Here is a 15,068-nt window from a genome sequence, read left to right on the forward strand (position 1 = left end):
GTGAACGGATTGGACGGATTGTGGGCGCGTCGCTGGTGGCGCGTCGGGGTGCTTGTTGTGGTGTGCGGGTTGTTGGCCACCGCGTTTCAAGCCTTGACCGGTGTGCACGGCGACGACCTCGCGGTGTACCGCACTGCGGGGCAGGCCGTCCTGGACGGCACCAACCTGTACGACGGCACGTTCAATGCCAGATTGCCGTTCACGTATCCGCCGTTTGCCGCTGTCGTTGCCGTCCCGGTTGCGATCGGCACGTGGGGTTTCATGCAGTGGACGTGGAGTTTTGTCAGCCTCCTGATGCTGGCCGCGATCATCGCACTGAGCTACCGGGAAGTGCCGCTCACACGTAAGCGGCCGCTGTCGGTGTACGTGGGATTTTTGATTCTGTGGACGATTGCGTCGCCCATCTCGGACCATCTCGGGTACGGGCAGGTCGGACTGTTTCTGACATTTCTGTGCTTGATCGACGTCCTCGCGCGGCCGAAGTGGCTGCCCGAGGGCGTCTTGGTCGGCATAGCCGGAGCCGTCAAGCTCGTGCCTATCGTCTACCTCGGCTACTACGTCATCACCGGAAAGTGGAAGGCGTTTGCCGGGGGCGTCGCAGGTTTTGCCGGTGCCACTGCCGTCGGTTTTGCGATTCTGCCGCGCGCGAGCATCGACTACTTCGCCGACATCGCGTCGCTGTCGGGACGCGTTGCGGTGGGAGATCCGGCGGTATTCGGAAATCAGTCGCTCCGCGGAATGCTGTTGCGGGTACTTCCCGACGGCATGGTGGGGCCTGTGTGGCTGGCTACGTGTGTTGTGCTGGCGGCGCTGGGGATTCTTGCGACTCGGCGTGTGCAGCGCTTACGTGGGGATCTGGCGGCGTTTACCGTGGTCGCACTGCTTGCCGCTGTGGTGACGCCGATCGCCTGGACCCATCACTTCGTGTGGCTGGTGCCGGCCGTGGGCGTGCTCTTGACGCCGCCGCGGGGGAGAAGCAGCATTCCCGCGTGGTCGTGGGCTGCCGTTGCAGTCACTGCTGCAGTGGTGCTGTTCCGGCTGCCGCGGGTGGGAGCGGACCTCGACGTCCCCGTTGTCGGTTTCATCTTGGAGAACTCTTTACTCTGGGCTGCGTGTGCCGTCCTGGTGGCGTTGGTTGTGCCGGGTTCTGCCCGAATTACCGATGCTGACGCGAGTGCCGGCGATCCGAAATCTTCACTTTCGGCGTGAGATTCGGTCGCGACACGCGCAAACGCGTCGAATTGCGTCGAAAAATTTGACTGTGGCGCCGGGCACGTCCGGAGTCGGTGTGGTCGAGGCCTGGGGTAACCCGGGGTCATATCGGGTCCATTTATCGAAAAGTCTTGTGCTACAATTGATTTCGCAATCGTATTAACGTTCATATCGTTTTGTTTCGGTCGAGATCGCGATGTCGTGGACATCGATTTCGAGATACGTTCCAGAGCGCATAACCCACCGTGATCTGCACCGGACCGCGGGGGGTGGGTTAGCAATTCGCGCCAGGCGTGAGTACGGTCGCTATCGCTGCTGGTTATCCAGTGGAATAGACAAAATTTGCACACGACGAGACGGAGGAACCGTGGCCCTTCCCCAGTTGACTGATGAGCAGCGCGCTGCTGCTTTGGAGAAGGCAGCTGCTGCCCGCAAGGCCAGGGCTGAGCTCAAGGAGCGCCTGAAGCGTGGCGGCACCGACCTTAAAGAGGTCCTCAAGGACGCCGAAGACAACGAAATCTTGGGCAAGATGAAGGTTTCTGCACTGCTCGAGGCTTTGCCGAAGGTGGGCAAGGTCAAGGCTCAGGAGATCATGACCGAGCTGGAGATCGCTCCGACGCGTCGCATCCGCGGCCTCGGTGATCGTCAGCGTCGGGCTCTGCTCACCAAGTTCGACTTCGAGGTCTGAGTCGAACCGTGAGAAAAACTGGCGCAACAGTAGTGATGAGCGCTGCGAAAACAGTTTCTTATGAGTGCTGAGGCTGTGTCAGAGAGCAAGACTGCAGTGCGGAGGGGTCGGCTGGTTGTACTGGCCGGCCCCTCGGCTGTCGGTAAGTCGAGTGTGGTCCGCGAACTGAGGACCCGGTTGCCCGAGTTGATGTTCAGCGTGTCGGCAACGACCCGCGATCCTCGCCCGGGTGAGGTGGACGGCAAGGACTACCGCTTCACCACTCGCGACGAGTTCCAGCGGATGATCGACTCCGGTGAGCTCCTCGAATGGGCCGACATTCACGGCGGACTGCAGCGATCGGGCACCCCAGCGGCGCCGATCGAAGAAGCTCTCGAAGCAGGACGACCCGTACTGGTCGAGGTCGATCTGGCCGGAGCCCGTGCGGTACGCAAGGCAAAACCCGAAGCTCTCCTGGTATTCATGGCACCGCCGAGTTGGGACGTTCTCGTTCAGCGACTCACCGGACGAGGCACCGAATCCGACGAGGTTGTCGCGAGGCGTTTGGAGACGGCGCGAGTCGAATTGGCCGCCCAGGACGAGTTCGACACGGTCATCGTGAACGAGGATGTCAGCCGTGCTTGCGATGAGTTGGTATCCTTGTTGGTTGGGAACTGATTTTCATCCATCCAGGTGCATAAAATCGATTCATGTAGGCCTTCATTCAAGATCTAATTCAGGAGACACAAGAGTGAGCAGCACTTCAGCCGCGTCCACCGCAAGCCAGGGCGCTCTGCCTGCCTACGACACTCCGCTCGGCATCACCAACCCGCCGATCGACGAGTTGCTCGAACGCACCTCCTCGAAGTACGCCCTGGTCATCTACTCGGCCAAGCGTGCTCGCCAGATCAACGATTACTACAACCAGCTCGGTGACGGCATCCTCGAGTACGTCGGCCCCCTCGTCGAGCCGGGTCTGCAGGAAAAGCCGCTTTCCATCGCGCTGCGCGAAATCCACGCTGATCTGCTCGAGCACACCGAAGGCGAGTGAGCACGTCGTCTGCCGCTCCCGGATCGGTTTCGGGCACCGGGGGAGTAGCGGAAACTTCCGGTACGGCGCGTAAACGCATCGTTGTCGGTGTCGGCGGAGGTATCGCGGCCTACAAGGCGTGTGCGATCATCCGCAGTTTCACCGAGAGTGGTCATCACGTCCGCGTGATTCCCACCGAGTCCGCACTGGAATTTGTCGGCCGAGCAACCTTCGAGGCGCTCTCCGGCAATCCGGTGCATACCGGTGTCTTCGCCGACGTACCGCAGGTGCCGCATGTCCGACTCGGACAGGAAGCGGACCTCGTTGTCATCGCGCCGGCCACCGCCGATCTGATGGCACGTGCCGTCATGGGCCGAGCCGACGACCTGTTGACCGCAACACTGCTGACGGCTCGCTGCCCCGTCGTGTTCGCTCCGGCGATGCACACCGAGATGTGGGAACACCCCGCGACGGTGTCCAACGTCGCGACACTGCGTTCACGCGGAGTGCACGTGATCGAACCGGCATCCGGACGATTGACCGGCAAGGACACCGGCGCCGGTCGGCTACCCGAACCCGACGAGATCGTCGGCCTCGCGTCGTTGCTCCTCGAGCGCAGCGACGCTTTGCCTCGTGACCTCGAAGGTCGTCGAGTTCTGGTCACAGCCGGCGGTACCCGCGAACCCCTCGATCCGGTTCGTTTCCTCGGCAACCGCAGTTCGGGCAAGCAGGGGTACGCCCTGGCTCGCTTGGCTGCGCAGCGAGGCGCCCAGGTCACGTTGATCGCCGGGTACACGGCCGATCTCGCGGATCCGGCAGCGGTCGACGTCGTCCACATCAAGACAGCCGACGATCTTCGTTTGGCCGTCGAGAAGCATGCCCCCGGACAGGACGGCATCATCATGGCCGCCGCCGTCGCCGATTTCCGGCCCACCACGGTGGAGGGAAGCAAGATCAAGAAGGGCGCTAACGAACCCGACTCGATCAGCCTCACTCGCAACGTGGACATTCTTGCCGGCCTCGTGGAATCGCGTCGGGCCGGTGACCTTGCCGGCGATACCGTCATCGTCGGATTTGCAGCCGAGACCGGCGACGCCCACGGCGACGTGTTGAGCTACGCCCGTTCGAAACTCGCTCGCAAGGGCTGCGACCTTCTCGTGGTCAATGCAGTCGGTGAGGGCAAGGCGTTCGAAGTCGATCACAACGACGGTTGGCTTCTCGGCTCCGACGGATCCGAGTCGGCACTGGAACACGGTTCGAAAGCGTTGATGGCCAGCCGCGTACTGGATGCGTTGGTCACGTTATTCCCTTGACAGGGTGAGGGCCTTCTCACCCATTTCGGGTGAGCGGAAGGGTGTTGCGCCGGGCGTTCAACGGATATCGTCGGCGCAGCTACACCCTGAATAAAGCGACAAAACGGCCTCCGAACGGTGGTCGCGTTATTTCAATAAGCTGTAGTCATGAACTTAAGGCGTCGAGAGGGAGATCTGTGAGCAAGTCCGGCAGTCGGCTATTCACCAGCGAGTCCGTCACCGAGGGGCACCCGGACAAGATCTGTGACGCGATCAGCGACTCCATCCTCGACGCGATCCTCGCGCAGGATCCGCGTGCCCGCGTCGCCGTCGAGACTCTTGTCACCACGGGCCAGGTTCACGTCGCCGGTGAGGTCACGACCACGGCATACGCCGACATCCCCAAGATCGTCCGCGACACTGTTCTCGAAATCGGGTACGACAGCTCCGCCAAGGGCTTCGACGGCAACTCGTGCGGTGTCAACGTCGCGATCGGTGCGCAGTCCCCGGAAATCGCTCAGGGCGTTGATCATTCGCACGAAGCTCGCGTCGACGGAACCCTCGACGACGAGATCGACCGTCAGGGCGCCGGCGACCAGGGCCTGATGTTCGGCTACGCCACCACCGATACTCCGGAACTGATGCCGCTTCCCATCGCGATGGCTCATCGCCTGTCGCGTCGTCTGACCGAGGTTCGCAAGAGCGGCGTTCTGCCGTACCTGCGTCCTGACGGCAAGACTCAGGTCACCATCGAGTACGACGGTGACAAGCCGGTTCGCCTCGACACGGTTGTCATCTCCACCCAGCACGCCGCAGACATCGATCTCGACAACCTGCTGACCCCTGACCTTCGCGAGAAGGTGCTCAACTCGGTTCTTGCCGACGTCAATGTCGTTGATCTGGATACCTCCGACGTTCGTTTGCTCGTCAACCCGACGGGCAAGTTCGTCCTCGGTGGTCCGATGGGCGACGCTGGTCTGACCGGACGCAAGATCATCGTCGACACCTACGGCGGCATGGCTCGCCACGGCGGCGGCGCGTTCTCCGGCAAGGACCCGTCAAAGGTCGACCGCAGTGCTGCATACGCAATGCGCTGGGTTGCCAAGAACGCCGTTGCGGCCGGCCTCGCCGATCGCATCGAGGTTCAGGTTGCCTACGCTATCGGCAAGGCTGCTCCCGTCGGCTTGTTCGTCGAGACGTTCGGCACCGAGAAGACCGATCCGGCTCGGATCCAGCAGGCCATCACCGAGGTGTTCGACTTGCGTCCGGGAGCGATCATCCGCGATCTCGATCTGCTGCGCCCGATCTACGCGCAGACCGCGGCGTACGGTCACTTCGGACGCACCGATATCGATCTCCCGTGGGAGAGCACCGATCGTGCGGACAAGCTGCGCAGCGCAGCAGGTCTCTGATAACTGACGTACAGACGGGGCGCGGGTGGGCGCGGAAAGAGTAGCGGCAGAGGTCGATCCGGTAGCCCGGGTACTCCCGATGCTCCCGCTCGCCCACCTCGATCGAGAGTTCGACTACCTCGTTCCCCGTGAACTCGAAGCGGATGCGCAACCCGGTGTACGGGTGCGCATCCGCTTTGCTGGTCGTCTGGTCGACGGTTTCATCGTCTCCCGCGAGGCGACAAGTGATCATCAGGGCAAATTCGGGTGGCTCGAACGTGTCATCTCCGCCGAGCGAGTCCTCACCGACGAAATAGCGCAGTTGGTCGACCGCGTCGCCGAGCGCTACGCAGGCACCCGGGCGGACGTGCTCCGGCTAGCCGTCCCGCCGCGCCATGCCAAGGTCGAGGGCGAGCCGTGGGAACCCAGCGGCGACATTGCCGCTCCCACTCTGGACGAACGAGGCTGGCACCTCTATCACTACGGCGACGCGTTTGTCACCGCCGTCCGCGAACTGCGCGCACCGCGAGCGGTGTGGCAGGCATTGCCCGGTGAAGACTGGCCGCTGCGGTTGGCCGAACTCGCGGGCTCAGTGGCGTCGGCAGGCAAGAGTGCGGTCATCGTGGTTCCGGATCAGCGTGATCTCGATCGAGTCCTTGCCGCGTGCGAGAAAGTATCCGGACCTGAAGCGGTAGTGGGGCTTTCAGCGGGACTTGGCCCGGCCATGCGCTATCGGCGGTGGCTTGCGGCGCTACGCGGAAGTGCTCGCATCGTCGTCGGTACACGAAGTTCCGTATTTGCCCCCACTCCGGACACCGGACTTGTTGTCGTGTGGGACGACGGCGACGACAACTTGTCTGAGCCGCGCTCGCCGTACCCGCATGCCCGCGAGTCTGCGGTGTTGCGGGCGCATGTGGCGGGGTGCGCCGTGGTGATCGGTGGGTTCTCCCGAACCGCGGAGTCTCAAGTGCTCGTCGATTCCGGGTGGGCCCACGATTTGGTTGCCGCTCGCGATGTGGTCCGGCACTGCTCGCCCAAGATCACTGCACTGGCGGACAGCGATCAGGCGTTGGCCCGCGACCCAGGAGCGCGGGCAGCACGGTTGCCGGCGATCGCTTTTGCCGCTGCCAGGCGCGCATTGGCCGACGGCCGTGGCGTGTTGGTCCAGGTGCCGCGTCGTGGCTATGTTCCGACGCTCGCTTGCGGGAAGTGCCGGGCACCGGCGCGGTGCCGTCGTTGCAACGGGCCGTTGGCGTTGCCGTCTGCCGCCGGGCCGGACGGCGCCGGAATTCCCGAGTGCCGCTGGTGCGGCGTCGCCGACGCGGCCTACCGGTGCCATGCCTGCGGAGCCAAAGCACTTCGTGCCGTTGTGGTGGGGGCCGGCCGAACAGCTGAGGAACTCGGCCGCGCCTTTCCCGGGGTGAAGGTCGTACTGTCCGGTGGCGGCGATGTGGTCAAGGAAGTTGCCCAAGGCCCCGCGCTGGTGGTCTCGACCGTCGGCGCAGAACCGGTGATGACCGGGGGCTACGGTGCTGCGTTGTTGCTCGACGGGTGGGCATTGCTCGGTCGCGCCGACCTTCGCGCCGAAGAAGAGACGCTGCGACGCTGGATGTCGGCTGCCGCCTTGGTGATTCCGCTCTCTGACGGAGGCGAGGTAGTTGTCGTCGCGGATTCGGGAATCCCGACGGTCCAGGCCCTGGTGCGGTGGGATCCGGTCGGCCACGCCCGCAGTCAGTTCGACGAACGCGACGAGGTCGGCTTTCCGCCCGCCGTGCATCTGGCGGCAATCGACGGCGGTAGCGCCGCGATTGCCGAATTGGTGGCTTCCGCTGATCTGCCCGCCAGTGCAGTTCTTCTCGGGCCCGTGGAATTGCCTGCGGGGGAGAGGCTTCCGTATTCGGGTGAGGACGAGGCAGGGGTAGCTCCCGAGCGTCTGCTGATTCGGGTTCCGCGCAAGGACGGCCGGGCACTGGCTGACGCACTGGCTCACGCTCGCGCGGCTCGGAGCGCCCGCAAATCTTCGGGGCCGGTGCGTATTCAGATCGACCCGCGTCGAATCGGCTGAGGAATTTCTGTGTGGTGTTCGACCTGGGCGCCCTGCATGATCACGGACATGTGCTGCTTATACTGGCCACTGTCTGACGAGGGAATGCCGGTGAGAATCCGGAACTGACGCGCAACGGCGATGGGGTTTCCCACGAGTCCGAATACTCGTCCGGCACCACATCGAAGTGGTGATCGTAACTGCATCCTGTGATGCCGATTGCCGCATGTCGGGCTCCGCGACCGAGCCCCTGATCGAAGGACGACTTTCCGTGCCCACCGCACCGCTGACGCGCGCACTCACTGCCGCGACCGGATTACTCTGCACCACCGCACTACTCGCCGGTTGCTCCAACGCTTCGCCGCCGGACGCCACAACCCCGACAACAGTCGCCGCTGATGCAGCGGGCCCCACCAGCTACCCGTTGATACTCGAAAATTGTGGGGTGACAGTAACATTCGATTCGGCGCCGCAACGAGCTGTGTCGCTGTATCAGGGTTCGACGGAAATATTGCTCTCGCTCGGTCTCGGCAACCGGATGGTGGGTACCTCCACGTGGTTCGATCCCGTTCTCGCTCCTCTCGCAGCCCAGAATGACCTGGTGCCGAGACTCGCCGACAATGACGCGTCGCTCGAAGTGGTACTCGACACCGAACCCGACCTCGTGACGTCGGCGAGCGCCCACACTTTCACGTCCGCTGTCGTCGCAGAACGGTCGCGATTCGCCGAACTGGGAATTCCCACGTATCAGTCGCCGTCTGTCTGTACCGATGCCGTCGTGGAGGGTGAGAACGTCTCGCGTACGGAGACTCTGAACATCGACACGCTGTACCGGGAGATTCGTGAGTTGGCGGCGATCTTCGACGTGCAGGATCGTGGCGCAGAGTTGATCGCCGAACTACAGTCGCGCCTTTCGGTGGCCGCGGCTGATGTGGCCGGTTCGGGAAGAACAGTCGCTTTCTGGTTCTCCGGGCTCGAAGCTCCGTACATGGCCGGATGTTGTTCGGCTCCAGGGCTTCTTGCTGAACAGGTGGGTGCCGTCAACGTATTTGCAGACCTCTCCGATGATTGGCCGGAAGTGAGCTGGGAAGCGGTTGCCGACCGCGACCCGGATGTTCTGGTGCTCGGTGACCTTCACCGTCGGCGGGTAGACGGTGATTCGTTGGAGACGAAGATCGCCTTCCTCGAATCGAATCCGGTGACCGCGCAGATGTCTGCCGTGCGCAACCGTCACTACGTCACGTTGTCCGGGGCAGAGATGGACCCGGGGATCCGTGAGATCGACGCTCTGGAAAAGCTCGCGGACGGTCTGCGCGCGGCGCAGGGCTGATTCCGGCTCGCGTCATTGCACCCTCCAGTGATGCGATATATCGTCGAACTATCAGCGATATCGGTGGAAGGCAGTAGCTATGGACAGGCATTTTCCCGAGGGCGAGCGTGGACGCGGGCATCGTCGCGGGCGGTTCGGACCTGACGGTGGACAAGGCCCCGGCTTCGGTCCCGGCGCGCACTTCGGTCGTGGTCGCGGACGCGGCGGGCGGGGGCGCCGCGGCGACGTTCGTGCGGCTGTTCTGCTCCTCATCGCCGAAGAACCGATGCACGGCTACGAACTGATTCAGCAGATCGTCGAACGCAGTGGCGGAGTGTGGAAGCCGAGTCCTGGTTCCATCTACCCCGCGCTGTCCCAACTCGAAGACGAAGGCCTCGTGATCATCGACAAGGTGGCCGGGCGCAAGACAGCGAAGCTCACCGAAGAAGGCGTCGCGTACGTCGAGCAGCACCGGGAAGACCTCGGTGCACCGTGGGACGAGGTTCGCGACAGCGTCGGCGCCCCGGAACAGGATCTGCGTGAGCTGATCGGACAACTGATGGGGGCTGCCGGTCAGGTTGCCGCAGTGGGTACTCCGGAGCAGGTCAAGGCCGCCGCCGATGTTCTGATCGAGGCGCGTCGAGCGTTGTACCGCGTGCTTGCCGACGACGGGTCCACCGACGCCGACAGTTGAGCGCGGCCCAGGTTTGTGCGCCCGATCACGATCGCCGGGAAGTATGAACTAGCTTGGTAAGCAAGACAATCACTTCGATAATCAGGAGAATTCATGACCGTCCACAACTTTGCCGTCAAGGCTGCCGACGGATCCACCGAGGATCTGAGCCAGTACAAGGGCAACCTTCTGTTGATCGTCAACGTGGCAAGCAAGTGTGGATTCACACCGCAGTACGAAGGGCTCGACGCCCTGTACCGCGAGAACAAGGACCGTGGTCTTCGGGTCATCGGATTCCCGAGCAATCAGTTCGGAGATCAGGAACCGGGGCAGGACGCCGAGATCCAGGAGTTCTGCAGCACGACCTACAACGTCACGTTCCCGGTGTACGCCAAGATCGAGGTCAACGGAGACGACGCGGACCCGTTGTACAAGCATCTCCGCAGCGAGGCGCCCGGTGACTTCGGGCCCGAAATCGGATTCCTTTTCGACCACGTCAGCAAGACCCGCCCCGAGGCGATCGGTACCGACGAGGTGAAGTGGAACTTCACGAAGTTCCTTGTCGATCGTGACGGAGCAGTAGTTCGTCGCTTCGAGTCGACAGTCACCCCCGAGCAGATCGCTGAAGAAGTTTCGGAGCTGCTGTAACTATTAGCAGGTCTAGGTACTGAATATCTGGTCGTGATCCCGGGAGCCCCTTGCAGGGTCTCCCGGGATTGCTGTCTCGCCACCGTCGATTTCGACCAACGAAATCGGCAAGACAACAGTTGGAAGGATGCGTCCCATGGCACACGTACAACGTTTCGACCACATCGGCATCACCGTCGCGGATCTCACCTCGGCGACGGCGTTTTTCGTCGGACTGGGTCTCGAGCTGGAGGGCACCGGATCCGTAGAGGGCGAATTCGTGGAGACGGTGTGCGGTATCCCCGGCGCCCATTGTGAAATCGCAATGCTACGGCCGCCGGGCGGCGGGTCTCGGCTGGAGCTCTCGTCCTTCGTCACGCCCGACCACGTGCCCGGATCGCCAACGGCGATGGCCAACGAGCTTGGGCTGCGCAACGTGTCCTTCGAGGTCGTCGACCTCCAGGCTGCCATCGACGCTGTGGCGGCGGACGGGTACGGGCTCATCGGCGGCATCGGTGAGTACGAGAACAGCGTGCGGATGGCCTATGTGCGGGGGCCTGAGGGGATCATCGTGTCCCTGTTCGAGCAGATCGGCTGATGATGCGCAGTATTAGACAGGCATACTGTTGAAAAATACGGGTGATATCCGCCTCGAACTACTCATACGGGATTAATTAAACAGGTACCCTGGCTAATGAGACTAGGGAGAACCGCATGGATGAGCGAGCCGACCGACTGCGCGAAGACGTGGCGTTGTTCAGCCGAAGGATCCGAACCAAGAGCGCCGGGCATTTGTTGACTCCCACTCAACTGCAGGCCCTTGCGCATCTGGATCGGGTGGGCGCGATGAGCGCGCGGGCGCTGGCCGATTTGGAACAAGTGGCTCCGCAGACGATCGCACGTACCGTGCTCCTCCTCGAGGAGAAGGGCATGGTGACGCGCACCGTCGATCCACATGATGCCCGCGCCAGTCTGATCGCGATCACCGACAGCGGTCGCAGGACCCTGGACGTGGACCGCGCCACCCGTAGTGAATGGCTCACTTCTGTGCTGGAGGAGCAGTTCACCGATGTCGAACGTGAGTTGCTTTATCTGGCAGGACGATTGCTGCGTCGTGCTGCTGAGTCGACCGATGCAACACCGACACCGGAATCGGTGATTCGCGTATGACTGCCGTCGCGGACGAGGTAGACACCAAGGCATTGCCGGTTCCATTTCGGGTGAGCGGTGCCGGCGCGACCGGCAGTATTCTGCAGCCGCTGAACTCGTCGATGATTGCAGTGGCGATTGTCGCGATCGCCGCTCAGTTCGGTTCGACGTCGGGCGTTTCCTGGATCATCTCCGCGATGTACATCACGACCGCTGTGGGTGCCCCCATGATGGGTCGGCTCGGTGCATTATTTGGCGCCCGTCGCGTATTTCTCGGTGGTCTGGCGCTGGTCGCGATCGGATCGTGCGTCGGGATGCTCGCCCCGAATGTCGGGTGGTTGATCGGCGCATACGTGATACTCGGATTCGGTATTTCGGCGCACATGCCCAACGCGATGACGATGATTCGCAGCTACTCCGAGCGGTACGGTCGCCAGCCTCGTACTGCGATTGCGACCCTGGTCGTCTGCAGCCAGTCTGTCGCGGCTCTCGGCCCAACGGTGGGCGGTCTCCTCGTGGGGACATTCGGGTGGCAGTCGATCCTGTGGGTGAATCTTCCCGTCGTGGTGCTCAGTGCTGTTGTGGTCATGCATGCTGACGTGGGTTTTGCCGGCGGTGGGCGAGTGTCGGTCCGGGAAGCACTTCACGCTCTCGACGTACTCGGAATCGGGCTGTTCCTCGTGACGATTACGTCGGCAATGGTGTTGCTGATTTCGTTGCCGGGCAACCCGACGTGGTGGCTGCTTCCGGTTGCCGTCGTGGGACTCGGCTTATTTGTGTGGTGGGAACATCGCGCTCCGGAGCCGTTCTTGGATGTCGAGGCTTTGGCTCGAAATCGTGCGCTCAGTGCCACGCTGGGCCGGACATTGCTCACGTACACGTGCTTCTACTGCGTCTTCTTCGGAATTCCTCAATGGCTGCAATACGCGCGGGGGATGAGCCCGATCGAGGCGGGCTTGACGATGCTGCCTGTTGCGGGGGTCAGCGTGGTCGCAACCATGATCGGATCACGCACCTACCGGCGGTACGGCGCCCGCCGCACTCTTCTTGTCGGTACGTGTGCGCTACTTGTCGGCGGAGTGCTGATCGCTTCGGTTGAAAGTTCGACGGCACCGGTCCTGGTACTTCTCCTGGTGGCCGCGGTACTGGGTGTGCCGAACGGCTTCAACAACATTGGCAATCAAAGCCTGATCAAGCAGTGACAACCGTGGACGAGGTCGGTGCCGCTATCGGTGTGTACCGCACCGTCGCGTTCATCGGCGCGAATCTTGCCGTGGTGGTGCTGCAGGTGACCGCCGGTCATCAGATCGACGACGCCGGTTTGCACAAGACCGGGTGGTTCATAGCCGTCGCCGGTCTGGTCCTACTCGTGGGGATCATGTTCTCGCGCAACATGGGACCGGCCCGAGTCGCCGATTCCCAGAGTTCGTCTGCCTGATTTTGCTGTTGATCAGCCGGCAGCGGCGCGGCGGAGATCCTCGCACGTGTTCCGGTAGATCTGTGCAAGATCAGCGTCGGCACCGTTGTCCAGGCGTTCTGCCCAGGTGTCGACCGCGATACGCGTTGTCATTGCGGCACTTTCGACGAGTAGTCGAGCGTAAGGACGGGCAGCCTCGCCGCCGAGTTTGGCGGCGACTCGGTCTGTCAGCTTGATCAGTGCCATGGATTCTGCCGCGAACGACGATGCACACAGATGCGGATCGGACGCGAGAAGACGTCGAACACGTAGTATTCGATCCCGCCTGTCAGGCGAAGTCTCCAGTCTTTCGATGATGTTCCCGTAAATCGCCTGAATCCCCGTCAGGGTCAGTTCGTCGGCAGCGATTGCATCAAGCCATTCGACGATCTCCGTCTCGAACTCGACTTCGACGCTGAGGGCCGAGTCTTCTTTGGTGGCGAAGCATCGAAAGAAAGTGCTGGGCGAGACCCCGGCCCGGCGCGCGATTTCGTCCACTGTCGTTGCAGACGAGCCGTGGAGTTCGAAAAGTTCGAGGGCGGCCCGTGAAATTTCGAGGCGAGTTTCCTGACGGCGACGTTCGCGCAGGTCGGGAGCGCGTTTGGCCGCCGGGATGTTGACACTGTTGCGGGTAGTCATCCGCGTTCCTCCATGTGGCTCAACTTACCAGCCGAAATCAACTTGACAGTCACTGTCAAGATGATTGATATTGTCAGGCAATAGTTTGATTTGTCCTCTAAATCCAGAGAGTTCTCAGTAGCGCATGCACATTCAAGAGACGGAAGCTCAATCGGAATCGGTTGATCTCGACCGCGGTAGCAAGATGTTGATCACCGTGCTGGTCGTCGCGGCATTCGTGATGATCCTCAACGAGACGATTATGAGCGTGGCACTGCCACGATTGATGGTGGACCTGGACATCACCGCCAGCACAGCACAGTGGCTGACCACTGGATTCATGCTGACCATGGCCGTCGTGATTCCGACCACAGGTTATCTGTTCCAGCGATTCACCCTCCGGCAAGTATTCGCGGCGGCGATGACGCTCTTCAGCGTCGGTACGCTCCTCGCGGCGTCCGCACCGGGATTCGAACTTCTTCTGGCGGGTCGAGTGATCCAAGCCGGCGGTACCGCGATCATGCTCCCGTTGCTCATGACCACGGTCCTGCGGGTTGTACCGGTGCACAAACGCGGCGCCATGATGGGTGTGATCTCCATCGTGATTGCCGTCGCCCCGGCGATCGGACCCACACTGTCCGGTGTGATTCTGCGATCACTGGACTGGCGCTGGATGTTCTGGCTCGTGTTGCCGATCGCCCTGGTGGCGTTTGCCATCGGCTCGGCATTGGTCAAGAACCTCACTACTACCGGCGCTGCACCGTTCGACGGTCTGTCGGTTGTGTTGTCCGCGTTGGCATTCGGTGGCATCGTCTACGGACTCGGTAGCCTCGGACACTCGGCCGAAGGATCCGGTGTACCTGTTTGGATTCCGCTTGTTGTCGGTGTCGTCGCTCTGATCGTCTTCGTTCTGCGCCAGTTGTCGCGTCAGGAGGACGGACGAGCGCTCCTGGACATGCGGCCATTCCTCACGCCGACGTTCAGCATCGGGCTCGCCATGTTGGCGATCAGCATGATGGCACTGTTCGGTGCGCTGATTCTGCTACCCCTCTACCTGCAGAACGTGCTCGGCCTCGACACCTTGAAAACCGGTCTGCTGCTTCTGCCCGGCGGCCTGCTCATGGGCATTCTGGCGCCATTCGTCGGCCGGGTATTCGACCGCGTCGGCCCGCGCCCACTGGTCATCCCCGGCGTTGTCGTAGTCAGCGGAGCGTTGTGGCTGATGACGCTCCTGGGTACCGAGACCAGCCTGCCTGTAGTTGTCGGCATCCATTCGATGCTGATGATCGGTCTCGCACTGGTCATGACGCCGCTGATGACGTCGTCGCTGGGATCAGTCCCGTCCGAGTTGTATTCCCACGGCAGTGCCATCTTCAATACCGGTCAGCAACTGGCCGGTGCGGCAGGAACAGCGCTGTTCGTCACGATCATGTCGAACACGGCCGCTTCACGCCTCGCCGACGGTTCGACTGATATCGCTGCTCAGCAATCCGGCATTCACACCGCTTTCGTGTGGGGCGGCGTCATATCCTTGATCGCGGTGGCAGGGTCGTTCTTCATTCGGAAGCCGGCGGTGACCAGCTAGAGAAGCGTTTTCGCC

Annotated in this window: 14 protein-coding genes, 1 pseudogene and 1 riboswitch; of the genes and pseudogenes, 14 read left to right on the forward strand and 1 reads right to left on the reverse strand. The window is 62.3% G+C overall.

What is annotated here, in order from left to right:
* From FFI94_RS14470 to FFI94_RS14530, 13 genes and pseudogenes are all read left to right on the forward strand, one after another.
* Positions 1-1,209, forward strand: a complete 1,209-nt coding sequence (locus FFI94_RS14470; protein ID WP_260684125.1) for a glycosyltransferase 87 family protein — start codon at positions 1-3, stop codon at positions 1,207-1,209.
* Between the two features lie 370 nt (positions 1,210-1,579).
* Positions 1,580-1,900: an integration host factor, actinobacterial type gene (mihF, locus tag FFI94_RS14475; RefSeq protein WP_033232153.1), complete on the forward strand. Its 321-nt coding sequence runs from the start codon at positions 1,580-1,582 to the stop codon at positions 1,898-1,900.
* A 60-nt stretch (positions 1,901-1,960) separates the two neighbouring features.
* On the forward strand, positions 1,961-2,557 hold the full coding sequence (gene gmk / locus FFI94_RS14480; RefSeq protein ID WP_092808094.1) for a guanylate kinase: 597 nt from the start codon (positions 1,961-1,963) through the stop codon (positions 2,555-2,557).
* A gap of 73 nt (positions 2,558-2,630) precedes the next feature.
* Positions 2,631-2,930, forward strand: a complete 300-nt coding sequence (gene rpoZ / locus FFI94_RS14485; RefSeq protein ID WP_138868476.1) for a DNA-directed RNA polymerase subunit omega — start codon at positions 2,631-2,633, stop codon at positions 2,928-2,930.
* Positions 2,927-4,222 (forward strand): bifunctional phosphopantothenoylcysteine decarboxylase/phosphopantothenate--cysteine ligase CoaBC, encoded by a 1,296-nt coding sequence (coaBC, locus tag FFI94_RS14490; RefSeq protein ID WP_138868477.1) that lies wholly within the window; start codon positions 2,927-2,929, stop codon positions 4,220-4,222. Before rpoZ ends, coaBC begins: the two co-directional genes overlap by 4 nt.
* A gap of 176 nt (positions 4,223-4,398) precedes the next feature.
* On the forward strand, positions 4,399-5,613 hold the full coding sequence (metK, locus tag FFI94_RS14495) for a methionine adenosyltransferase (protein WP_138868478.1): 1,215 nt from the start codon (positions 4,399-4,401) through the stop codon (positions 5,611-5,613).
* Positions 5,614-5,638: 25 nt separating this feature from the next.
* The gene (locus tag FFI94_RS14500) at positions 5,639-7,657 is read left to right on the forward strand and encodes a primosomal protein N' (RefSeq protein ID WP_138868479.1); all 2,019 of its coding nucleotides are present in this window, start codon (positions 5,639-5,641) and stop codon (positions 7,655-7,657) included.
* An 81-nt stretch (positions 7,658-7,738) separates the two neighbouring features.
* Positions 7,739-7,803, forward strand: a riboswitch (cobalamin riboswitch).
* A gap of 104 nt (positions 7,804-7,907) precedes the next feature.
* Positions 7,908-8,966 carry an ABC transporter substrate-binding protein gene (locus FFI94_RS14505; RefSeq protein ID WP_260684126.1) on the forward strand — a complete coding sequence of 353 codons (1,059 nt, stop codon included), beginning with the start codon at positions 7,908-7,910 and terminating at the stop codon, positions 8,964-8,966.
* 79 nt (positions 8,967-9,045) lie between these two features.
* Complete coding sequence (locus tag FFI94_RS14510) at positions 9,046-9,639, forward strand: PadR family transcriptional regulator (RefSeq protein WP_138868481.1); 594 nt, start codon at positions 9,046-9,048, stop codon at positions 9,637-9,639.
* Between the two features lie 93 nt (positions 9,640-9,732).
* A complete protein-coding gene (locus tag FFI94_RS14515) occupies positions 9,733-10,266 on the forward strand; it encodes a glutathione peroxidase (protein WP_138868482.1) in 534 nt (177 codons plus the stop codon).
* A 136-nt stretch (positions 10,267-10,402) separates the two neighbouring features.
* The gene (locus FFI94_RS14520) at positions 10,403-10,843 is read left to right on the forward strand and encodes a VOC family protein (RefSeq protein WP_138868483.1); all 441 of its coding nucleotides are present in this window, start codon (positions 10,403-10,405) and stop codon (positions 10,841-10,843) included.
* Between the two features lie 116 nt (positions 10,844-10,959).
* The gene (locus FFI94_RS14525; protein WP_138868484.1) at positions 10,960-11,415 is read left to right on the forward strand and encodes a MarR family winged helix-turn-helix transcriptional regulator; all 456 of its coding nucleotides are present in this window, start codon (positions 10,960-10,962) and stop codon (positions 11,413-11,415) included.
* Positions 11,412-12,832: pseudogene (locus FFI94_RS14530) on the forward strand (MFS transporter). Before FFI94_RS14525 ends, FFI94_RS14530 begins: the two are co-directional and overlap by 4 nt.
* Before the next feature lie 12 nt (positions 12,833-12,844).
* On the opposite strand, the gene FFI94_RS14535 reads toward FFI94_RS14530, so the two are convergent.
* The gene (locus FFI94_RS14535; RefSeq protein ID WP_138868485.1) at positions 12,845-13,489 is read right to left on the reverse strand and encodes a TetR/AcrR family transcriptional regulator; all 645 of its coding nucleotides are present in this window, start codon (positions 13,487-13,489) and stop codon (positions 12,845-12,847) included.
* Between the two features lie 124 nt (positions 13,490-13,613).
* On the opposite strand from FFI94_RS14535, the gene FFI94_RS14540 reads away from it, so the two are divergent.
* Positions 13,614-15,053 carry an MDR family MFS transporter gene (locus FFI94_RS14540; protein ID WP_138868486.1) on the forward strand — a complete coding sequence of 480 codons (1,440 nt, stop codon included), beginning with the start codon at positions 13,614-13,616 and terminating at the stop codon, positions 15,051-15,053.
* The last annotated feature ends 15 nt before the right edge of the window (positions 15,054-15,068 follow it).

This window comes from Rhodococcus sp. KBS0724 (genome assembly GCF_005938745.2).
Lineage (GTDB): Bacteria > Actinomycetota > Actinomycetes > Mycobacteriales > Mycobacteriaceae > Rhodococcus_F.

Excerpts from the sequence above, each read along its gene's own strand:
- FFI94_RS14525 (WP_138868484.1), top strand. The coding sequence starts at position 10,960 with ATGGATGAGCGAGCCGACCGACTGCGCGAAGACGTGGCGTTGTTCAGC.
- FFI94_RS14510 (WP_138868481.1), top strand. The coding sequence starts at position 9,046 with ATGGACAGGCATTTTCCCGAGGGCGAGCGTGGACGCGGGCATCGTCGC.
- FFI94_RS14515 (WP_138868482.1), top strand. The coding sequence starts at position 9,733 with ATGACCGTCCACAACTTTGCCGTCAAGGCTGCCGACGGATCCACCGAG.
- FFI94_RS14520 (WP_138868483.1), top strand. The coding sequence starts at position 10,403 with ATGGCACACGTACAACGTTTCGACCACATCGGCATCACCGTCGCGGAT.
- FFI94_RS14535 (WP_138868485.1), bottom strand. The coding sequence starts at position 13,489 with ATGACTACCCGCAACAGTGTCAACATCCCGGCGGCCAAACGCGCTCCC.
- gmk (WP_092808094.1), top strand. The coding sequence starts at position 1,961 with ATGAGTGCTGAGGCTGTGTCAGAGAGCAAGACTGCAGTGCGGAGGGGT.
- FFI94_RS14540 (WP_138868486.1), top strand. The coding sequence starts at position 13,614 with ATGCACATTCAAGAGACGGAAGCTCAATCGGAATCGGTTGATCTCGAC.